The sequence below is a fragment of the Desulfoplanes sp. PS50 genome (assembly GCF_053851535.1).
In genome coordinates, this window is record NZ_JBSPZA010000012.1 from 26,465 (window position 1) to 46,023 (window position 19,559).

A 19,559-nucleotide genomic window follows, 5' to 3' on the forward strand; every position below is an offset into this window, starting at 1 on the left:
TTGGGTTCCCTTTGTTTATTGATTGAGCATCCATTCAAGCCGGCCCATATATCTCTCTTCAATCTCGGGACGGGTGGGCTGGAAGGCTATCTTGTAGGTGTCCAATGTGGTTGCCAGGGTCTGATCCAGACTGGTCAGGGTGTTCAGGTAGGCGATGATGGTGTCCACCTCGTTTTTCTGAGCGCTTGTCAGGGTGTCCTGAGATGAGATGAAATCCTTGTTCGAGATCCGGCCCAGGCGCAGTTTGAGCTGGTCGGTGGCAAAGGCTTTTTCTGAGAGATTAAGAGATTGTCTGGCCAGTTTGACCTGCTTGAGAGCGGAATGAACATTGCGGACTGCGTTGAGGATATCTGTTCGCAAATCATCCTCGATCTCCTTGAGACTCAACTGAGCCTTGTGGAGGTTGATACGTGCGCTGATCAGCTCCTTTTCATAATCGTATTTTTTCTGGCCATAAAGATGAAATGGCGCAGTGACCGATGCCCCGATCTGCCATTCGTCGTTGCGCGTGTCTTCTCCCGGTGTATACTGGCTCGCTGTTTGTCCGATCGACCCATCGATATTCAGATCCCAAAGCCGCTGATTTTTGGCCTCCATGACGGAGAGCTCGGCTTTTTTGACCGCATTCCGGGCGCTGATAATGGTTGCACTATTTGTCAGCGCCGCTTGCAGGCATGTCTCAAACTCTGGTTCGATGGGCTTGAATGAGACATCCATGATAGGATCAATGGCAAGGGACGAGTCCAGGTCCAGGACGTCGAGCAGAGTGAGCCGAGCCTGGTCCAGGGCATTTTTGTTCTGCTCAAAGGACAGCTCCTGGCGGGCGACATTGGCCTGGGTTTCATAGATTTCGCTTTCAGCCATGCGTCCCGTTTTGATGAGCAATTCGTTGATTCGGAGTTGTTCCTGGGCCCGGGTGAGGGATTGCTGCTGATTTTCAAGATTCTTGCGGGCCTGCAAAAAGTTGCGAAAAGAGGTTATGGTTGCGGAAACCGTTGTAATGACCGTGTCTCTAAGACGGAGCAGATTTTCCTGCTCGTCCATGTCGGCTCGTTTGATGGATGCGGTATTGTAGTCGATCCCTCCGTTCTTGAGAAGCGGCTGGCTGAATGAGGCCGACCATTTTTTCGTTTCTTCCTGATCGTCGTTTGTGGCTGAATCCCATGACTTGGCGAAATCCGCAGCCCATGAGAACACGAACTCCGCCCCGGTGGGCACCTTTTGGGTGATGGTCCCGCTCATGCCCGCATTGGTCGATTCGGTTTTCACCCCTGCGGAGTCACTTTCACTGTACTGGGTGTCAACACGCTGCGAGGTTATGTCAGCAGTGATATCGATGTCGAAATTCGGAGAAAATTTGGCCTTTTCCCGGGCAAAATCGAACCGGCTGAGCACCCTGTCCATGTATGCGCTTGTCACTGTCCGGTTGTTACGCAACGAGAGCAGGATGGCCTCGTAGAGATTGATGGTCAGGGTGCCGTTCTGGGGTTCGGGCGGGGTTTGTGCGCCTTGGGCCGGAAGCGGATAAATGCATGTCAGACAGACAAGCATGCCCATGACCCAGAAACAGGCTTGGAAACGGACGGTGATCGGATCGGCGATAAGAGACACGGGCGGTTTCCTTGCACAAAACAAATCGATCGGAATCGTTCCGAAAGGGACTTGGAGGAGACAATGTAACGATGAGGGGTCTTATCGTGTTTTATCCGCAGAATGCAAGACAGATGAACCGGAAATTTGGCCATGGAAACAAGAGAAAACGGCCCGGATAGAGTGGTTCAGGAGCTGGCGCAAAAGAAGAGAATTGGGGACAGGCAAACTATGTTGGTCCTTCAGGTGGGCGAAGACATGCTGTTTTTCAAGAGTATCTCCGTGTTGGCCTTGAACCCTGCGTGTTGCGATTCCTGCCCCGGTCTGAGTGCCTTCCACCTTCGTGCTAGCGATCAATTTAAGAGAATACATGGGTGTCGCTCAATCGACAATCGACAACCAGAATGCAAGTGTATCGGCGATGTTGTGAGCGCGTTTGGCAGTGTGAGAGCAAACAGGGATGTGCTTGGCGGATTTAAGGAGAGTTTGTCGGTGCCCGCGGTAATCGGCGGATGAATAAGGAATTCCGGGTGCGACGTTGCACCCGGGTTGTGCGCATTGGACACTTAAAGCGTTTGCAGGACCATATCCAGCCGTTCCAGCAATTGGTCCACATCCTCTTGCGAGGTCATTCTGCCCCAGGAAAACCGGATGGTTCCCAGGGCGTCATCCCGGTTTACGTGCATGGCCTCGAGCACGGCGGAGACACATTCCTGGCCGGCATGACAGGCCGCACCGGCCGACACCCCCACCTCATATCCCACCAGACCGGAGATGATGTCCCCGGCCCTGAGTCCGCTGAAACCGACGCTCATGGTCCCGGGAAGCCGTTGCGCCGTGTCCGCGTGGATGACAAAAGGGCGTTGCAGGGACATAAGCCCCTGTCTGAATCGTTCTCCCAGGAGCCGCTGCCGGACTTCCTCTTCGGAAAGATCCCTTATCATGGCGCAGGCCGCGCCGAGACCCGCTATATAGGGAATGTTTTCCGTTCCCGGCCGGATGCCGCCTTCCTGACCCCCGCCTTTGGTTCGCGGGGTGATGGTGAGTCCTTTTCGGATAAACAGCGCGCCGATCCCCTTGGGCGCATAGAGCTTGTGCCCCGCAATGCTCATGAGATCGACCCCGAGCTCTTTCACGTTGACCGGAATTTTGCCCACTGCCTGGGCCGCGTCCGTGTGCACGAGGATGTTCTGCTTTCGCGCCCAGGCGGCGATGTCCGCTATCGGCTGGATGGTTCCGACCTCGTTGTTGGCCAGCATGACCGAGATCAGAGTCGTCTTCCCGGTCCGGGCGGCCTGAATGTCTGCAAGACGTACCCGGCCCTGGTCATCCACCGGCACGACGGTCACCTTGAGCCCTTTTTTCCGGAGATCCCGGGCGGGTTCCATGATCGCGGGATGTTCCACCGCGCTGATGATCAGGTGCTGATTTTTCGGGTCCGTGAGCGTTCCGTACAGGGCGAGATTGTTCGATTCCGTGGCCCCGGAGGTGAAGATGAGCTCCTCGTCACCTGCCCCGATGGCCGAGGCGACCTGATGCCGCGAAGTGTCCAGACCGTTTTTCGCCACCATCCCCCACATATGGGGTGATCCCGGATTGCCGAAGCGTTCGGTCAGCCAGGGACGCATGGCCTCGAAGACCAGGGGATGAATCGGAGTGGTGGCGTTGTAATCGAAGTACAGAGGGCGCATGGGTGACTCCGTTTGGACGGATGGGGACTTTCCGGGGCAGATCAGGGGATCTGGGCCATGATCCTGTCGAGCACGGTACTCACGTTGATCTCCCGCATACAGGCCATATCCTGGGTGCACCGTCCCCGGCCGTGCAGAGAACAGGGTGAGCAGGGTTTGTTCAGAGAGATGACCCGGTCTCTGGGGCCCGAGGGGTAAAACCCCCATTGGCGGCAGGTCGGGCCGAAAAGGGCGATGACGGGTGTGTCTACCGCGGTTCCGAGGTGCATGGGGCCGGAATCGCCGGATACAAGAACGTTTGCCCGCTCGAGCACGGCCGAGGTCTGGGCGAGATCGGTTTCATTGGTCAGGTCCATGTCAGGCGGGACCGAGCCCTCTGGAAGAGAACCGGCTTCTGGCCCGACAAAGGGAAGATCGCTCTGACCGATGATCATCGTGGCGATGCCCTTGCGGTGCAGTCTGTCCACAAGATCGAACCACCGTTCCCTGGGCCATGTTTTGGCCGGATGGGTGGCATAGGGGTGGAGGGCTACAATGGGCCGATGGCCAAGCGGTTCCAGGGTGCGCCGTGCCCATGCCCGTTCCTGGTCCCGCAGAAAGATCCGCGGGGCCAGTTCGTTTGCAAACGGTGGGGTCTTTTCCAGGGCCAGACTGTACCGTTGGGGAACATTGGTCGCGTCCAGCCGTTTCTTGGAAGGCTCATGCCGGAAATGCTGGTACAATCGCCTGGAACATCCCATCTTGGGGTATCTGAAGACCTTGGAAGGCCACAGCGCGCCCAGGAGACGGGAACGCAGAGTTCCGTGCAGGTCGATCAGGGGGAGGTTTCCGTATCGTTTGCGAAGAAAGCGGCAGAACCCGATCCATGGCCAGAAGGGCTTCTCGTTGCCGGTCACCGAGACGAGATCCCTGATTGCCGGATGGTGGAAAAAAATGGGCAACATGGCCTGGGAGGTGACCACGTGAAAGGTCCAGCCGTGTTTGCGGTGCCAATAATCAAGGACACCCGTGGTCAGGACCACGTCTCCGAGATGGCTCAGGCGGATGACGAGAAATTGTTTGTTGGTCATGGAAAATTCAGATCAGGTAATATATAGGAAGATCAGGACGGATCCTGACTCATTGAAAAAGTGACTGGTAGACATTCATCAGATTGTTGGCCACGGTTTGCTCATGGAAACGCAGGGCGTGTTCATGGCCTTTTTCCCGCATGGTCGCGGCCAGTTCCTGGTCGCCGAGCACCGTTTTTATGGCGGTTTTGAGCTCTTCGACATCTCCGGGAGTCGTATAGCGGGAATACCCGCCTCCGGCCTCCTGAAAACAGGAACCCGTGGAGGTGATTACCGGGGTCCTGCTGAACAGGGCCTCCAGGATGGGAATGCCGAAGCCTTCGAACCGGGAGGGGTAGATGAAAACTTGTGCCATCTGATAGATGGCGGGCAGGTCCTGCCCGGGAACAGCGCCCAGAAACATGACCTCGTTGCCGATCCCTGCCTGTTCGATGGCTGAGTGCAGTTTCGTCATGTACCCTTTGTTACCCGTGCCCACAAGGACCAAAGGCGGTCTGGATTCCCCGGGGATCTCTCCCAGGGCGCGAACCAGAGTGGTCACGTTCTTTCGTTCCGCCAGGGAGCCCACATACAGGACATAGTTTCGGGGCAGACCATAGGTTTTCCGGATGGTATCGCGCACAGCGTCCCCGACCCGTTCATAGAACCGGTTGTCGCAGGATTGATAGACCACCTCGATCACGTCTTCCCGGATATTGAAGTATTCGATCAGGTCGTTTCTGGTCTGTTCGCTGATGGCGATGATCCGGTCGGCACGGCGGCAGCTGGACCGGTATTTGGCCCTGTACACGGCCACGTCGAGCCGGTTGTAGAGCTCAGGGTGGCGCAGAAAAATGAGATCGTGCATGGTGACCACCTTCTTGGTGGTCACGGGCAGGCCATGGGGGATCTCGTGGGAGAGACCGTGAAAGATGTCCAGGTTGTCGCGGCCTGTTTCCCGGCCCAGGAGAAAACTTCTCCACACGGGGTGGAGCATCCGGGTCAGGGCGTTTTGGGGGGTTCGGACATGAAGATGCGTTTCTTCCCGGATGCAATCGGGCCGGTCGGTACGTCTGGGCGTGTACAGAAAATAATCGTGCTCCGGAAAATAGGTCAGCAGCAGGCGCACGGTCGTCCGGCTGTAGGCGCCGAGACCCGTGGCGTTGAGAAAATAGCGTTTGGCGTCGAATCCGATGTGCATGATAGGTGATCCAGGATAATATATCCCCCCTTTCCAGGGAAGGATTTCCTCTAATCGCAGATGAAGCAAACGGCAAGCCAAAGAGGTGCGTGTTCAGCGTCGACGTTCCCATGGTTGGTTTGCCCCGTTCTGGTTGGTTTGAAACTCCCTCGCCGGCTTCGTACCATCAAGCCGTTGCTCAACAAAGGCGAGGTGTTCCGGCAAGACGGTAGACAACGGCTTGATGAACGATGCCTGGCTCGGTCAGACAGTCAAACCGACCAGAACGGGGCAAACCAACCATGATAATTCAAGTGGTTGGATAAGAACAACTATGTCTTGGGTGCGTGTCCAGGGGCGATTTGTTGTGGTGGCTGGTTCACCCCGCTTCCGGGTCATGGAACGCTCCGGCCAGTTTGAGGAGTTGTTTTCTGTCGAGGACGGTCACGGTTCGCTCGGCCGTGGCGATGATTTTCTGTTCTGCCAGCCGTTTGAGGACCCGGGAGAGGGTTTCCGGGGTGGTTCCGATGATCTTGGCGATCTCCCGCTGGGAGACCTGAAAGGTGACCGTGCCGTTGTCCTGACAGTAGGAGTGGACAAGGAACAGGGCCAGCCGGGAAGGGATCTCGCGCAGGGAAAGAGCATCGACCATGTCCATGGCCTCCTTGAGACGCCGGGAAAGGATCTGGACGATCTTGAGGAGCAGGAGGGGATGCTCAATCGTTGTCCTGCTCAAACAGTCCCAGGCCAGGGAGAGAACCTTTGTCGGCTCCAGGGCCTGGGCGCTGGCCGGCTGCACGGATCGGCTGTCAAAACCGCTGCACAGGCAAAAAGGTTCCCCCGGACCGAACAGATAGACGGTCTGTTCCTTGCCCTCGCTGGAGCTGCGGAAGATCTTGACCCTGCCCGAAAGCACGATGTGGAAGGATCCCGCGGTTTCGCCCCGCATCCAGAGAATGTCGCCTGTCCGGTATGTCTGTGATCGGGCGCAGGCGGCCAGAAGATCCATGTGTTCCCGGGAGAGGTCCTGAAACAGGGGAATGGTCGCGATGGTCTGTGATTCGATCATGAAATCCACACCTTTTTGGATATACGTTGATCCGGATCAATGCGTTCGCAGAAGGTTTCGGGCATGAATGCATTGTTACTCACCCCACAAACGGATAGTTAGAACCAATCTGTCCGGATTGGCCGTGAGAAGTTTTTGTTTGTCATCCCCTGACTCCTGTTCGTCAAGGGAAGACCGTCATAACCGGCAACAAGGAGAACCGCCATGCTCCATTATCTGTCCTTCATCCAGAAAAATCTGGTCTGGACCATTCCCGTATCCATGCTCGCGGGACTGCTCTTCGGCTATCTGTTCGAGGCCGCTTTTCTGAAACAGTTCATCATTCCGATCACCTTTATCATGGTTTATCCCATGATGGTCACCCTGAACGTCAAGAGTATTCTCAAGGGAGAGGACAGCAAGCTCCAGGTGATCACCCAGGTGATCAATTTCGTGATCATCCCGATCATCGCCTTTGTCATCGGCAAGATATTTCTCGGTGGGGAGGCCTCCAAGTATGCCCTGTGGGCCGTGGGGCTCTTTCTGATCGGGGTGCTGCCCACCTCGGGCATGACCATCTCCTGGACCGGATTCGCCCGGGGAAACAAGGAGGCGGCCATCAAGATGGTCGTGTTCGGGTTGATCATCGGTTCCCTTGCCGCGCCCATCTACACCAAGCTGTTCATGGGCGCGACCGTGGAAGTGGACATGATGCACATGTTCAAGCAGATCGGGATCTTTGTTTTCGTGCCTCTGTTCGTGGGGTTGGCGACCCAGTTCGTGGGGAAGAAGAAATACGGCGAACAGGTCTGGAACCGGAAGATCAAGCCCCGGTTTCCTCCCTTTTCCGCTCTGGGTGTGGTGCTGATCGCCTTTGTGGCCATGTCCCTGAAGGCCAGGCATATCATCGCCCATCCCGGTGATCTGTTGATCATTCTGGTTCCCCTGACGGTTTTCTATCTGCTTTCCTATGGTCTGCTCACGGTCGTGGGCAGATATTTCTTTTCCAGAAAGGATGCCGTGGCCATGGTCTTCGGCGTGGTCATGCGCGATCTGTCCATTGCCCTGGCCATCGCCATGACCGCCTTTGGCAAGGAAGGCACGACCATCGCTTTGCTCATCTCCCTGGCCTATGTCATCCAGATTCAGTCCGCCGCCTGGTATGTGCGCTTCGTGGATGTCATCTTCGGCAAGGCGGAACCGGTCGAGGAAGAGGAAGCGGTGCCTGCGCCGGTTTCGGAGCCGAAGATTGCTGCGTCCATGGATGTCGCCTTTCGCAAGATCCTTTTTGCCACGGATCTCTCTGAGACCGCCAGATACGCGGTCAAATACGCGTGCAATCTCGGGAACACGTATGGAGCCGAAGTGTTTGCCATCCACGTGGTGCCCGACGTGCTCGAGGAATATTCCTCGGGAACGGGCAAGGATCTGTCCCATGTGGTGGATGAGGCAGAACGCGAGGCCTTTAACCGAAACAACCTGGAACACGCCCGGCAGGTCATGCACGAACGCATGCAGTCCACCTCGCGTCAGATCCTCGAGACGATGCCTTCCTGCCCGCTTTCCCCCAACAGGACCATCGTCAGGGTCGGCGATCCGGTCCAGGAGATCGTGACCATGGCCGAACAAGAAGGATTCGATCTGATCATCATGGGGACCCATGGATACGGGGAATTGGAAGAGATGGTCATGGGCAGCACGGCCGCCGGAGTCATTCAACATTCCAGAGTCCCCGTGCTCGTGGCTCGACCATCGTAAATCAACGAAGGAATGTTGGGATTTATTAAAGGAGGAGCATCTGCTGTTTTTAAATAGATGCTTCTCAATCCTTTTTCCTCAATCCTTTTCTTTCTTTTCTTTTTTTATTTTCTTTTTTTTTTTTTAGGGACAGGCAAACTATGCTGGCTCTCTTTGTCGTTTCATGCTACCGAAGTTCCAAGTTTCCAAATCCGCCTTTTCCACTTACTTCCTGAACCCGGAGGTCGCCATGCCCCGCATTCCCCGGCTTCTCGTGTCCGAGTCCCCGACCGTCTATCATGTCATATCCCGCACGGCCCTTGACGGACTCCCTTTTGACGGTTCTGACAAGGACCGGCTGCAGTGGTTGATCCATCACTTTTCCCGGATCTATTTCACCGAGATCCTGGGATTTTGTCTTATGGACAACCATTTCCACCTTCTGGTGCGCATGTTTCCCGAGAACTACGCTGACGAGTCATCTTTACGTGAGCGATTCAAGCTCGCCCATGGCGACACGGCCGTGTTCTCGTCGGAGAAAATTCCAGATCTTCGGGTGAAGTGGAGTTCCCTGTCGGAGTTCGTCAAAGAAATCAAGCAGAGTTTTTCCAGGTATTTCAACAAAAAGAATAAGCGCAAGGGGTATTTCTGGGGTGAGAGATTCAAGAGCGTCATCGTTCAGGACGGTCGGACCCTGGTCAATTGTCTGGCCTATATCGATCTCAACCCCGTGCGGGCGAACATCGTCAAACGTCCCGAGGACTATCGCTGGTCGTCACTAGGGTACCATTTGCAGACCCGCAATCGGGACGGTTTTTTGAGTCTGGATCTGGGCATGGCCGAATGGGATGTGAAGCCGGATGAACGGTTGCGGAAGTACCGAGAATTCGTCTATGAAACCGGGGCGCTGGATACAGGCAAGGGTGCACGGCTGGATCCAGCTTTGGTTAATAAGGAACGTAGGAAGGGATACAAGCTGACCACTGCGGATCGACTTCGATGCCGAACCCGCTATTTTACGGACTCGGGGATTATCGGAACCCGAGAATTCGTTGCCCGCAATTCCAGGCGCTTTCACGACCACTTTGCCTGCAAGCATGAGAAGATCCCCCGCAAGGTGGAAGGGCTGGAGGGTATGTTCTCCCTAAAGCGTCTTTCCAACGCCTGACCGAAGAGCGGTTTATCCGAATAAATATTTTCAGTGCGTGGTCATGTGGTTGCGCATTGTTTTCTTGCGCCCAAGATTCTGCAGGGAGATGGAAAGGTGATCGTCTTGCCTGAACCGGGCGGATTGCGCCCAGGACGCTCCAGCTTCATGAGTCTGCGGGGCTGAATTCTCGGCAAAAGTTGCGTCCTTCGTTTGAAAACGTATAAGAAATTACATAGATTGCCTGTCCCTAATTTCCGTACCTAATTTATTTCCGTAGTCAGTCCTCTGTAGCACATCCTGATGCATGTGTATGCTATTCCTACTCGCTAATTGATAATACGACAGATATTTTGCCGCTTTCATCGGTAACGGCAATCATTCCGCTTTGATTGTGTTTGGTGATCATTAACTGGTAAACATCGGCATTTTTGAGCTCCATGGCGATATTCCAGCCGGAGTGTTCAGCTTTTTTTTGGTAATAATCATAGACAGTTTCAGGGGATGTCTTTTCGCATTGGAGAACAGCTTGAACCATGCCTTCCGCAGCCATGATATGAACAATCGTTGAGCCGGGGTATTGAGTGAACTCCGTCTTGATTTTTTCGGGCATGTTGGGCCCTGCAAGGGCTATGGAAAAGCTGATAAGAACAAAGAGTACGATAAGTTGTGGTTTAATCAACATGCGGCACCTCCTTTTCGTTGTGGTGATGGACGCCGCATATCTCCGGCCTCCGATATTCCCCTGGCGATGGCGATGATCATGAATCGATCCAATCGATCCCGGCCTCGTTTCCCGCCCTGATATCACTGACTTGAAGTTTGTATCAAGAAAATAATTGCCAGATCTTGTTTTGAGCAACTGCCTGACGAGAAACAGATCCGTCATGAGGTGCAGCACATAGTTTGCCTGTCCCCAAAAAAAAGTGTTCTTTTATGCGTTGGGTAAGAGAGGAGAGAACCGGTCGTCATTTAATCCCGGTATTCGGCGGGCGAGGAGGAGGCAGGGGATTTGGTCACGGTAGAACGCCGGGCGATTTTGCTTTTGGCAAACGCGATGAGAACCAGGGCGGATGTGAGCCAGGCGGAGCTTCTGAGCAGGGTGTGGACGGTGTGTCCGAGGAATATGGCCTCCGAGGCCCAGATGCGACAGGAAAATGAGAGAACCAGGAGGGCAAAGGTCAGGGCGGCAAGGAGATGCTGCAGATATCTTTTCCTGAGATAGAGCAAGGAAAAGATACCAAAATGGACGGCAAAAATTGCAAGAAGGGTTTTGAGCCAGAAAAGAGACATGATTGGTTATGAAAGAGCTGGTTTGGAAGGGTGCAATCGCAGCAATGTCCTGTTCAGGATACTCTGTTGTTGTGATCCCGGAATTCCCGGAGAAGCTGATAGAGCTGGGTTCGGGTGATGTAGCCCTGCTTGACGAAGAACATTCCGAGCCGTTGTTGCTGATTGCGCTGATGTCTGAGCAGGGTCTTGACCTGGAAGGGGGTGAGCAGCTCCAAGAGAATCGCTTTTTCCCCGAATCGACCTGAAAGGGATCGGTTCATGAGTACCTCCTGGACCGTTTCGGCATCGAGCCATCCCCATTTGGTGGCTATGGCTCCGAGCAGGGGCCGCTGCCTCCGTTGCCAGACCAATCCCTTGACCAATGCCTGGTGGGAGATGATTCCCCTGTAGACGAGATAAAGCCCGAAAAACATTTTTTGTCGGGGGATGTGAATATCATGTGCTGTCGTCTGTGAATGCGGTCGTGCGGGGCGCTGGCGAGATGGCTGGGGATGTTCGGGACGTTGTTGGGGCTGTTGCCGGTGGGAGGTAGGGATGGATGGTTTCCAGATCCCTGAATCCCGTTGTTTAAGGAACGCCTTGAGCACCTCGTAGGCCTCGGAGACATTGCGAAATGCCTCGGTACGCTCGGCCTCCAGGGGGTGGCAGTCAACGCCCAAAAGATCCGGATGGGTCTCCCGCGCTCTGCGTCGGTACGCGGATTGAACACCCTTTGGCTGGAGATAGAAGAGAAAATCTCTGGAAAGGTTGATCTCCGGACCGAGCAGAACCCGGCAGGCGTCAAAAAGTTGGGGTTCCGGCAGGGATTGGATCAATCTGTTTCCTCCATGAAACACGGTAATGATGGGGCTGCATACGTCATGAAGGCATAAATCTCAAGCCATGAAATCCGATCTCTTCATATACAGAAAATGATTTTTTCATGGCAGAAAACGCCTTTCTTCAGGATCGTTGCAGCAATCTGCCTCGACCTGCAAGTGCACCTACCAGGCTGAATACGCCCAGCAGCATCACCAGACCGAGGTGGAGCCAGTCTATCCACATGGTCGTTTCCGGGCTGAAGTGGATGTCTGGCTGGTTTTTGGCAACACGCATGATTCCCGTGACAACGATGCCCAGCCAGAGGGCTGTGCTCGTCCAGCCGCTTCCAGTGAGTGTGAACCGTTTGCTCCATACCGTGAGATAGACGACCACCACATAGGTAAAAAAGGCCAGAAGCAGGGCCGCCAGGATATAGTGGAGCCGGTGGTTGAGATAGTAGTCGGCAGTCCAGGCGAATCCAGGGATATCGGCCAGGTAATACCGTTTGAAGATGGGCATCTGGGCGAACCCGGTGAACAGAAGAGCAAAGACGATCAGGTGGTAGATGCGGACAACTCCCCTGGGGAGGTACTCATTTTTCTTCATCATCGCGCTCCTTGTCCGTTTTTTGTCCCAGGGCCCGAACCGTATGCAATATGCCGGCGGCGACTCCGGCAACCGGGGCGAAGAACATGGCCCGAAGCAGTTTGTCTTCCGGGCTCATAGGATCACCCACCGGCTGAAATCCCGGCCGACCCGGTCCCTTGTCGATTACCTTGTCGATTTCCTCGAAAGGAACCGGGGATACATACACGGTGTTTGTCCCGCCGTTTTCCATCTCGCCATAGATGAAACCATCTATCTCTTTGGCCAGTTCATGGGCCATAGCCATGATTTCGGATCGGGGACCAATGGTCTGAACATTTTCCGGACAGGCCTCGATGCAGGCGGGAATCTCCCCTCTCTCGATCCGGTCGTAGCACCGGTCACATTTGTACATGACGCCGTTTCCGGCAAACCCGGGAGCCAGATCCAAATAGAGTCCCACGCCGGTCTGGCGTTCCGGAATGTCCCAGGGGCAGACATCCTTGCACTTGGACCCGCCCAGACAGATCCTGTCATTGATCCGTACAATGCCGTTGTCCTGCTTCAGGGCCGCCCCCCAGGGACAGAGATTGGCACAGGGAGGGTTGGTACAATGCAGGCAGCGTCTGGGAATGGTCAGTGCATACTCCTGCCCGTTCCAGGTGACATCCGCGTATTGGATATACAGCCAGTTGTAGGGTGTCAGCCGGTCGTCTACGTCCTGCTTGTCCGACCAATCGGCGACTTTGACCCGGTCGGGATACATTGTGGGAAAAGGCTTTTCAGGTACCGGATACTTGTGCTCGTTGGCCTCGCGACAGGCATACACGCACTCATTGCATCCGATGCACTTGCGGATATCGAGGAGTGTGGCCAGTTCTTCTCCCCTGGCAGCAGCCTGGGATGTCGAGGGAAGGACCGATCCCAGACCGGCCAGGGCCGCAGTCTGTAGAAAACGACGTCTGGAAATGGACATGGAGGCTCCAAATAGGTGTCAGCAGTGCGTGAGTGGGAGATTGAAGAAGTATGTGCCGTCAGCAACGTTCGTGCTATGTTGGAGTTTCACGGTGTGAATCCATTGATTTTTCAAAAGTTTCGCAAGGAATCCCTTCCCCTCTTGTGAAGCTCCGTTCGGATTTTGGAATTGGTTTTTTCGGGATTTTTGTCCAGATGGATATATCTGTTGGCAGCGGTCTTGGCCAAGCGTTCGATGATCTGTTTCAGATCGGAATCCGTTATGGCCCGGGCAAAGGCGGGTTGGGAGTTCAATCCTTCCTTTATCTGAAAATACGGTGCCTCCCCGGGATCAAGAACAATATGTTCACGTTCAAAGACCACCTGATCGCCAAACATTGTGTCGAAAAGATCTCGCAGGGTTTGAAAGAAGAATTTTTTAACGTCCTCGGTGGACTCGGCCTTGCCGATTTTCATCCTGAATACGGGGCGTGCTTCGTCCTCAAACTTGGTGAAGGAAATCTGTTCGCTCATGACCTGTCTCCTGCGTGTTGGTGACCCGTGCGGTTGATTGGCAGACCTCAGGGTCGGTGGAGAAAAAGACCTGGTCATTTTCTAGGGCCTTTTTGGGAAAAATGCAATGATGGTTGCAATTATAGCCAGCCATCATATTCCAGGTACTTGGATGAGAATACATCGGGCCTGGCCATGACAATGTTTTTTTGAGCCGTGATGAGGGCACGGTCTTTTTTGGTGATTGCGATCCGTTATGACCTGTCGTAAGAAAATAAATCCATTATGGAATAGAGATCAATGCAAAAATCTTGGATGAACCGTGGAATATACTGAAGCCATGCGCGGTCATGTGGTCCGCCGGGTCACCTGGGTGGGGCTGCTGGTCAATCTGGGATTGGCCCTGGTCAAGGGGATCACCGGATATCTGGGCGGGAGTCAGGCGGTACTGGCCGATGCTGTACACAGTCTGTCCGATTGCGTGACCGACATCGCCGTGCTGATTGGTTCCCATTATTGGTCCAGACCCCCGGATGCCGAGCATCCTTATGGTCACAGGCGGTTCGAGACCTTTGTGACCATTCTTATCGGGCTGGCATTGTTTGGAGCTGCAGTGGGAATCGGGTGGGAGGCCGTGACCTCCATCCAATCGGATACCCACAGGGTGCCCGGCTGGATAGCTGCCCTGGCGGCCGCGGTATCCGTGCTGGCCAATGAAATTCTGTACCGCTGGTCTGCCCGCTGGGGGCGTGCGACAAAGAGCACTGCGGTGCTCGCCAATGCCTGGCATCACAGGCTGGATGCGATCAGTTCCATTCCGGCCCTGCTTGCCGTGACCGGGGCGATCCTCATTCCTTCGTGGACCATGCTGGACAGGATCGGTGCGCTCCTTGTGGCCCTGCTTGTCCTTCAGGCCGCGCTTAGGATCATCTGGCCCGGGCTCAAGGAGCTCATGGACTGGGGTGCCCCCCGGGAAGTCTGCGAGAAGATTCGCGATGTGGCCCTGGCCCATCCTGCAATCCGCGATGCGCACAGGGTCAGGACCAGGTATCAGAGCGGGTCCATCTTTGCAGATCTGCATATTGTCGTAGATGGCAACATGTCTGTCATGCAGGGCCATTCCATTGCCGAACATGTGCGCAAGGCCGTGATCCAGGAGGTTCCCGACGTGGTCGATGTCATCGTCCATGTGGACCCCCATCAGGTTGAACACGTACATGTTGATGATCCCTGTCTGCGGGAGTGACGATGGGCGCTGCGATCCATCCCCCGGTACCGGTCGAGGACCACGAATCCTTTCCGAAACAGCGTACTCCGCTATCCATCTTGTATCTTTTACCCTATCTTCTTGATCATAGATTCTAATCTTCCTCCCACCCGAGCTTGCCGATCAAGGGGACAAAGGCCACGGCCAGCAGGTTGTCCGTGTGGAATAGATCCCGGTCCACCCGCGTCTGACGGATCAGTTTCTGGCCGTAGCGCAGACTGCCCACCGGCATGACCAGAGTTCCCGGGATGGCGAGCTGCTCAGACAGGGGCGCTGGTATGCGGGGTCCGGATGCCGTGACCAGAATGGCGTCAAAGGGGCCCTTTTCCTCCCATCCCAGCGTGCCGTCCCCGACGCGCACCTCGATATTGCTGATGTCTAGTTTCTTGAACGTTTCAGCGGCCTTGTGTGCCAGTTCGGGAACACGTTCGATCGTAAAGACCCTGCCGGCGATCCTGCTTAAAACGGCGGCCTGATACCCTCGTCCGCATCCTATCTCCAAAACGGTTTCCCCGCCCGCAAGTCCCAGGGCCTCGGTCATGTAGGCTACGATAAAGGGTTGAGAGATGGTCTGGTTCCACCCGATGGGCTGGGGCGAATCATCATAGGCCACCTCCTGCAGATCCTGCGGCATGAACATATGTCTGGGAACCGAACGCATGGCCTCGAGGATCAAGGGGGCATGGATACCCCTGGCCTCGATCTGGGTGGTGACCATGGTCTGTCTCCTGGTGCGGGTCGTGGGGGTATCGTATTGGCTCATACGCGGTTCCTCTTTCAATTGCTTGATTTTCATGATAGAGTTCTGATATTCTCATGTTATTTTCCAGCTATGTATTCCCAGGTACATCAGAAACAACCATTTTCCAAGGAGGATCGATGAAAACAGAAAAAGGTGTATGGAGTCCGTATCTGGCCGGGGCGTTGAGCGGGGTTTTAGGGGTCGTTTCCGTTGCTGTGGCCGGAAAGTTCGTGGGGGCCTCGACCACCTTTGTCCGGGCTTCCGGGATGATCGAAAAGATATTCGGATCGGAAGCCGTGGCCAACAATGTCTATTACATGTCCAAGGGTGTGAAGTTCGATTGGCAGTTTCTGTTTGTCATTGGCATTTTCCTCGGTTCCCTGATCGGCTCCCTCTCTTCGAAGACATTTTCCTGGCAGCCTGTACCTGACATGTGGAAAAACAGACATGGTCCGGGTGTGGGCAAGCGAGCCGTGGTCGCCTTTGTCGGCGGTATCGTGGCCATGTACGGGGCACGGCTTGCCGGAGGATGTCCCAGCGGCCATGGTCTGAGCGGATTGATCCAGCTTTCGGTGAGTGGGTTCATTGCTGCGGCCTGCTTTTTCGGGGCCGGTGTTCTCATGGCCGCCATTGTGTATCCTCGGACCGGAAAATAGGATCATCGCTGGTCGATACAACGAATTTGTCGAAATCATCTGACCGGACCCGCATTGTCCGGTGTATCGCAAGGAGGCGTGTATGGCTCTCATATATGGATTGGTAACTGGGATCGTGTTTGGATTTTTGCTGCAAAAGGCCCAGGTCATCAGGTACGATAAACAGCTCGGGGCGTTGCGGCTCATGGATATGACCATCGTCAAATTCATGCTTTCGAATATCATTGTGGGCATGATCGGGATCTATCTCTTAAACGACATGGGCGTGGTCAAACTATCGGTCAAGGCGACATCGGTGGGGGCCAATGTCCTTGGAGGGATTCTGTTCGGTCTGGGATGGGGGCTTCTGGGATATTGCCCCGGCACCTCGGCCGGGGCCCTGGGAGAGGGACGCTGGGATGCCCTCTGGGGTATCGGCGGGATGCTCGTGGGGGCATCGATTTTTGCCCATACCTATCCGGCACTCAAGGATACTGTGTACACGTGGGGAAGTTTCGGCAAAATCACCCTGCCCCAGGTTCTGGGGATCAACCACTGGATTGTGATCATCGTCCTGGTGATCGCGTATGTTGCGCTGTTTCGGTGGTTTGAACGCAAGGGGTTGTAGGGAAGCAACAGCAGGTACAATTGAAGATCGAGAATCAATAAGAAAGGGCGGACCCATGATGGGTCCGCCCTTTCTGGTTTTTCAGAATGCGTCTACGTTCGTTATTCCGCTCTGTTTTCCTGGCTCTTTGGTCGTTCCAGACTGATGCGACCGATGATCCCGTTTTTCAGTTCCCGCAAAAACAATTCCGATGCCTTGTGCAGATCGATCCCGCCTCCGCGAACCAGACATCCCCGCTTGCGTCCGATGGCCTCGAGCAAGGCCGGACCGTCCACGGGCAGCTGTTTGAGTTTGTACCGATGCATGAGCAGATCGGGATAGCTGCCAAGAAGATGGTTTCCCGCGTAGATGGCTACCTCGGGATAACTCATGGCCGTGTCCCGGATGGCCCCGGATGCAGCCAGCAAAAAGGCTCCATGCCTGTCTTCGAGTTTGGGCCACAGGATACCCGGGGTATCCGAGAGAACAACCCCGTTTTTCAGATCGATGTGTTTGGGTTTGCGGGTGATGGCCGCCTGATTGGCTGCCTTGGTGATCTCCCGGCCGACGATGGTATTGATCAGGGTGGATTTACCCACGTTGGGAATGCCGGCCATCATCACCCGGACGGGTTTGAACAGGTAATCCCGCTTCGGGGTCATTTTTTTGCACAGGCCAATGATCCGCAGGGCCTCTTTCTTGTTTTTGGCGCAGAGACCCAGGGCCCTGACCCCCTTTTCGCGCTGGAAATAGTCGATCCATTCCCCGGTTGTTTCCGGATCGGCAAGATCAACCTTGTTCAAAACCCGAATGCACGGCTTGTCTCCCCTGAGCTGACCAAGCAGGGGGTTTTGGCTGGAAAGGGGCAGCCGGGCATCGAGCACCTCCACGACCACGTCGATGGTGGGCATGACCTTGGCGATGGCCTGCCTGGCCTTGTGCATGTGTCCTGGGAACCAATTTATATCCATTTGATTTTTTGATTCTTATTGGTAATAGTTTGGCTGCCTGTCCTTTGGAAGATGGTCCACGAAAACCGTTTTTTCATGGACGCTATCTGAAATGAACGGGGCAGTTTGGTCATGATCGATCATCATTTATGCGCGTTTTTCACTCCGTGTTGCGGACAGATGTCGTGCAATTCACATGTATTACATCGGGGTGATCTGGCGTTGCAGACCTCGCGGCCGAACAGAACCAGACAATGATTGATATTTCCCCAATGTTGTTGAGGAAAAAGGGGCATGAGATCCTTTTCGATGCGGATGGGATTGGTCGATTCGGTCAGACCCAGACGTAGAGCTATTCTCTTTACATGCGTGTCCACGGCAATGCCTTCATGAATGCCAAAGGCGTTGGACAGAATGATGTTGGCGGTCTTTCGGGCCACCCCGCCCAGGGTGATCAATTCCTCCATGGTTCGAGGGACCTGACCGGCGAAATGGTCCACAATGGTTCGGGCCGCATGGATGAGGTTTTTGGTCTTGTTTTTGTAAAACCCTGTCGAGTAGATGACCCGTTCCACGTCCCGGGGATCGGCTTTTGCCATGGACTGCACGTCCGGCCAGGTTGCAAAGAGAGCGGGGGTGACCATGTTCACCCGTTCGTCCGTACACTGGGCCGAAAGGGCCGTGGCCACGAGAAGTTCCCAGGGGGTGGACCAGGTCAGGGCCGACTCGGGTTGGGGATAGCGTTTGGCAAGGCGTTTGAGAACAATCGCAGCCCGTTGTTTTTTCTCTGTTTCCCGGCCGTCTGCCTGCAGTCTAGGCGAGCTCAATCTTCTCTCCCGGACGCATGATGATCGGTTTGGTGGCCGGCGCGAACCTGCGGACCTGCCTGGTGAAATTCTCAGGATCGGCAGCCAGGGCAGGGAAGGTTCCCCAATGCATGGGAACCGCCTGGCGGCATGTGAGCAGGGAGCAGGCCATGGCGGCCTGACGGGCATCCATGGTAAAGACATCGCCCGTGGGCAGGAGAGCCAGGTCCATGGGACACAACTCGCCCCAGATCTTCATGTCCCCGAAGATGCCGGTATCACCGGCATGATAGAGGGTGAAACCGTTTTCCAGACGAATGATGAATCCCACCGGCGTGCCCACACCACAGGAATGAAAGGCCTGGGTCATGGTGATCCGCGTCCCGCCGACCTCCACGGTGCCGCCGATGTTGAAACCGATCCCATTGACTATCTGATCCTGATCAAGGCCCTGGTTTTTCAGGGAACAGGCCAGCTCCACCTGGGCGGCCAGTGCGGCCCCGGTCCGTTTGCAGATCTCCATGGTATCGCCCAGATGGTCGTCATGGTCATGGGTAAGCAGCACCAGATCGGCGTTTTCTATGTCCCCGGCGCTGCAGTCCGCAGAGGGGTTGCCTGAAAACCAGGGGTCGATGAGGATGGTTTGCGTGGGGGTGGTTATCTCGAAATTCGCATGGCCGTGCCAGGTCAGAAAATAGGTCATGAGCAATCTCCTTGCTGTTGGGTGAAAGATGGATTCTTCACTCTCTCCACAGACCCACGAACGATACCAGAGGGCTGATCGCCCGGGAATGTAGAAAGTTTTGTACCGCTTGGCAACGGACAAATGAACCGTCACGGGTAGATGACGTTCCAAGACGATTCGTGCCTTTTCCCTATGCTCTTTGTGAACAAGGGGTAAAGAACCGTCCTTCATGCGCGTGTCAATGTACCACGTGTGGAAAGAGGCGTGTCAAGAGGAATC

At 55.1% G+C, this 19,559-nt stretch carries 20 protein-coding genes; 5 read left to right on the forward strand and 15 right to left on the reverse strand.

Annotation, left to right across the window (positions count from 1 at the left end):
- Positions 1 to 15 precede the first annotated feature (15 nt).
- The 5 genes from ACTVJH_RS07170 to ACTVJH_RS07190 all read right to left on the reverse strand — a co-directional run bounded on the left by ACTVJH_RS07170 (position 16) and on the right by ACTVJH_RS07190 (position 6,579).
- Complete coding sequence (locus ACTVJH_RS07170; protein WP_455988915.1) at positions 16 to 1,611, reverse strand: TolC family protein; 1,596 nt, start codon at positions 1,609 to 1,611, stop codon at positions 16 to 18.
- Between the two features lie 545 nt (positions 1,612 to 2,156).
- Positions 2,157 to 3,281, reverse strand: a complete 1,125-nt coding sequence (locus tag ACTVJH_RS07175; RefSeq protein WP_455988917.1) for a cysteine desulfurase family protein — start codon at positions 3,279 to 3,281, stop codon at positions 2,157 to 2,159.
- Positions 3,282 to 3,322: 41 nt separating this feature from the next.
- Positions 3,323 to 4,351 carry a glycosyltransferase family 9 protein gene (locus ACTVJH_RS07180; RefSeq protein ID WP_455988919.1) on the reverse strand — a complete coding sequence of 343 codons (1,029 nt, stop codon included), beginning with the start codon at positions 4,349 to 4,351 and terminating at the stop codon, positions 3,323 to 3,325.
- Positions 4,352 to 4,400: 49 nt separating this feature from the next.
- Positions 4,401 to 5,531, reverse strand: a complete 1,131-nt coding sequence (locus ACTVJH_RS07185; protein ID WP_455988921.1) for a glycosyltransferase family 4 protein — start codon at positions 5,529 to 5,531, stop codon at positions 4,401 to 4,403.
- Positions 5,532 to 5,889: 358 nt separating this feature from the next.
- Positions 5,890 to 6,579 (reverse strand): Crp/Fnr family transcriptional regulator, encoded by a 690-nt coding sequence (locus ACTVJH_RS07190; RefSeq protein WP_455988923.1) that lies wholly within the window; start codon positions 6,577 to 6,579, stop codon positions 5,890 to 5,892.
- Between the two features lie 204 nt (positions 6,580 to 6,783).
- Between ACTVJH_RS07190 and ACTVJH_RS07195 the strand changes: the two genes are divergently transcribed.
- Together ACTVJH_RS07195 and ACTVJH_RS07200 are read left to right on the forward strand one after the other, a co-directional pair.
- Positions 6,784 to 8,316, forward strand: a complete 1,533-nt coding sequence (locus ACTVJH_RS07195; protein ID WP_455988925.1) for a universal stress protein — start codon at positions 6,784 to 6,786, stop codon at positions 8,314 to 8,316.
- Between the two features lie 229 nt (positions 8,317 to 8,545).
- Positions 8,546 to 9,463, forward strand: a complete 918-nt coding sequence (locus ACTVJH_RS07200; RefSeq protein ID WP_455988927.1) for a transposase — start codon at positions 8,546 to 8,548, stop codon at positions 9,461 to 9,463.
- Positions 9,464 to 9,764: 301 nt separating this feature from the next.
- Here the strand turns inward: ACTVJH_RS07200 and ACTVJH_RS07205 are convergent, their stop codons facing one another.
- The 6 genes from ACTVJH_RS07205 to ACTVJH_RS07230 all read right to left on the reverse strand — a co-directional run bounded on the left by ACTVJH_RS07205 (position 9,765) and on the right by ACTVJH_RS07230 (position 13,609).
- Positions 9,765 to 10,127, reverse strand: coding sequence for a hypothetical protein (locus ACTVJH_RS07205; protein WP_455988929.1), 363 nt, complete (start codon positions 10,125 to 10,127; stop codon positions 9,765 to 9,767).
- Between the two features lie 287 nt (positions 10,128 to 10,414).
- Positions 10,415 to 10,735, reverse strand: coding sequence for a hypothetical protein (locus tag ACTVJH_RS07210; protein WP_455988931.1), 321 nt, complete (start codon positions 10,733 to 10,735; stop codon positions 10,415 to 10,417).
- A gap of 53 nt (positions 10,736 to 10,788) precedes the next feature.
- On the reverse strand, positions 10,789 to 11,550 hold the full coding sequence (locus tag ACTVJH_RS07215; protein WP_455988933.1) for a J domain-containing protein: 762 nt from the start codon (positions 11,548 to 11,550) through the stop codon (positions 10,789 to 10,791).
- Between the two features lie 127 nt (positions 11,551 to 11,677).
- On the reverse strand, positions 11,678 to 12,145 hold the full coding sequence (locus ACTVJH_RS07220; protein WP_455988935.1) for a FeS-binding protein: 468 nt from the start codon (positions 12,143 to 12,145) through the stop codon (positions 11,678 to 11,680).
- Complete coding sequence (locus ACTVJH_RS07225; RefSeq protein ID WP_455988937.1) at positions 12,129 to 13,097, reverse strand: 4Fe-4S dicluster domain-containing protein; 969 nt, start codon at positions 13,095 to 13,097, stop codon at positions 12,129 to 12,131. Before ACTVJH_RS07225 ends, ACTVJH_RS07220 begins: the two co-directional genes overlap by 17 nt.
- 110 nt (positions 13,098 to 13,207) lie before the next feature.
- Positions 13,208 to 13,609, reverse strand: coding sequence for a hypothetical protein (locus ACTVJH_RS07230; protein ID WP_455988939.1), 402 nt, complete (start codon positions 13,607 to 13,609; stop codon positions 13,208 to 13,210).
- A gap of 301 nt (positions 13,610 to 13,910) precedes the next feature.
- On the opposite strand from ACTVJH_RS07230, the gene ACTVJH_RS07235 reads away from it, so the two are divergent.
- A complete protein-coding gene (locus ACTVJH_RS07235) occupies positions 13,911 to 14,834 on the forward strand; it encodes a cation diffusion facilitator family transporter (protein ID WP_455988941.1) in 924 nt (307 codons plus the stop codon).
- Positions 14,835 to 14,949: 115 nt separating this feature from the next.
- Here ACTVJH_RS07235 and ACTVJH_RS07240 read toward each other — a convergent pair whose 3' ends face one another.
- Positions 14,950 to 15,618 carry a protein-L-isoaspartate(D-aspartate) O-methyltransferase gene (locus ACTVJH_RS07240; RefSeq protein ID WP_455988943.1) on the reverse strand — a complete coding sequence of 223 codons (669 nt, stop codon included), beginning with the start codon at positions 15,616 to 15,618 and terminating at the stop codon, positions 14,950 to 14,952.
- Positions 15,619 to 15,734: 116 nt separating this feature from the next.
- Between ACTVJH_RS07240 and ACTVJH_RS07245 the strand changes: the two genes are divergently transcribed.
- Both ACTVJH_RS07245 and ACTVJH_RS07250 read left to right on the forward strand, forming a co-directional pair.
- Entirely contained in the window at positions 15,735 to 16,253 is a 519-nt protein-coding gene (locus ACTVJH_RS07245) for a YeeE/YedE thiosulfate transporter family protein (RefSeq protein ID WP_455988945.1), read from the forward strand.
- 82 nt (positions 16,254 to 16,335) lie between these two features.
- Positions 16,336 to 16,860, forward strand: coding sequence for a DUF6691 family protein (locus ACTVJH_RS07250; protein ID WP_455988947.1), 525 nt, complete (start codon positions 16,336 to 16,338; stop codon positions 16,858 to 16,860).
- A gap of 101 nt (positions 16,861 to 16,961) precedes the next feature.
- Here ACTVJH_RS07250 and ylqF read toward each other — a convergent pair whose 3' ends face one another.
- The 3 genes from ylqF to ACTVJH_RS07265 form a co-directional block, all read right to left on the reverse strand.
- A complete protein-coding gene (gene ylqF, locus ACTVJH_RS07255) occupies positions 16,962 to 17,810 on the reverse strand; it encodes a ribosome biogenesis GTPase YlqF (RefSeq protein ID WP_455988949.1) in 849 nt (282 codons plus the stop codon).
- A gap of 122 nt (positions 17,811 to 17,932) precedes the next feature.
- The gene (gene nth, locus ACTVJH_RS07260) at positions 17,933 to 18,616 is read right to left on the reverse strand and encodes an endonuclease III (RefSeq protein WP_455988951.1); all 684 of its coding nucleotides are present in this window, start codon (positions 18,614 to 18,616) and stop codon (positions 17,933 to 17,935) included.
- Positions 18,603 to 19,298 (reverse strand): metal-dependent hydrolase, encoded by a 696-nt coding sequence (locus ACTVJH_RS07265; RefSeq protein ID WP_455988953.1) that lies wholly within the window; start codon positions 19,296 to 19,298, stop codon positions 18,603 to 18,605. Before ACTVJH_RS07265 ends, nth begins: the two co-directional genes overlap by 14 nt.
- Between the last annotated feature and the right edge of the window lie 261 nt (positions 19,299 to 19,559).

What these genes read in the sequence shown, in the direction of transcription:
- ACTVJH_RS07200 (WP_455988927.1), top strand. Translation starts at nt 8,546, where the DNA reads ATGCCCCGCATTCCCCGGCTTCTCGTGTCCGAGTCCCCGACCGTCTAT.
- ACTVJH_RS07245 (WP_455988945.1), top strand. Translation starts at nt 15,735, where the DNA reads ATGAAAACAGAAAAAGGTGTATGGAGTCCGTATCTGGCCGGGGCGTTG.
- ACTVJH_RS07175 (WP_455988917.1), bottom strand. Translation starts at nt 3,281, where the DNA reads ATGCGCCCTCTGTACTTCGATTACAACGCCACCACTCCGATTCATCCC.
- ACTVJH_RS07225 (WP_455988937.1), bottom strand. Translation starts at nt 13,097, where the DNA reads ATGTCCATTTCCAGACGTCGTTTTCTACAGACTGCGGCCCTGGCCGGT.
- ACTVJH_RS07230 (WP_455988939.1), bottom strand. Translation starts at nt 13,609, where the DNA reads ATGAGCGAACAGATTTCCTTCACCAAGTTTGAGGACGAAGCACGCCCC.
- ACTVJH_RS07240 (WP_455988943.1), bottom strand. Translation starts at nt 15,618, where the DNA reads ATGAGCCAATACGATACCCCCACGACCCGCACCAGGAGACAGACCATG.
- ACTVJH_RS07250 (WP_455988947.1), top strand. Translation starts at nt 16,336, where the DNA reads ATGGCTCTCATATATGGATTGGTAACTGGGATCGTGTTTGGATTTTTG.
- ACTVJH_RS07180 (WP_455988919.1), bottom strand. Translation starts at nt 4,351, where the DNA reads ATGACCAACAAACAATTTCTCGTCATCCGCCTGAGCCATCTCGGAGAC.
- ACTVJH_RS07195 (WP_455988925.1), top strand. Translation starts at nt 6,784, where the DNA reads ATGCTCCATTATCTGTCCTTCATCCAGAAAAATCTGGTCTGGACCATT.
- ACTVJH_RS07205 (WP_455988929.1), bottom strand. Translation starts at nt 10,127, where the DNA reads ATGTTGATTAAACCACAACTTATCGTACTCTTTGTTCTTATCAGCTTT.
- ACTVJH_RS07220 (WP_455988935.1), bottom strand. Translation starts at nt 12,145, where the DNA reads ATGATGAAGAAAAATGAGTACCTCCCCAGGGGAGTTGTCCGCATCTAC.
- ACTVJH_RS07190 (WP_455988923.1), bottom strand. Translation starts at nt 6,579, where the DNA reads ATGATCGAATCACAGACCATCGCGACCATTCCCCTGTTTCAGGACCTC.
- ACTVJH_RS07210 (WP_455988931.1), bottom strand. Translation starts at nt 10,735, where the DNA reads ATGTCTCTTTTCTGGCTCAAAACCCTTCTTGCAATTTTTGCCGTCCAT.
- ACTVJH_RS07265 (WP_455988953.1), bottom strand. Translation starts at nt 19,298, where the DNA reads ATGACCTATTTTCTGACCTGGCACGGCCATGCGAATTTCGAGATAACC.
- ylqF (WP_455988949.1), bottom strand. Translation starts at nt 17,810, where the DNA reads ATGGATATAAATTGGTTCCCAGGACACATGCACAAGGCCAGGCAGGCC.
- ACTVJH_RS07185 (WP_455988921.1), bottom strand. Translation starts at nt 5,531, where the DNA reads ATGCACATCGGATTCGACGCCAAACGCTATTTTCTCAACGCCACGGGT.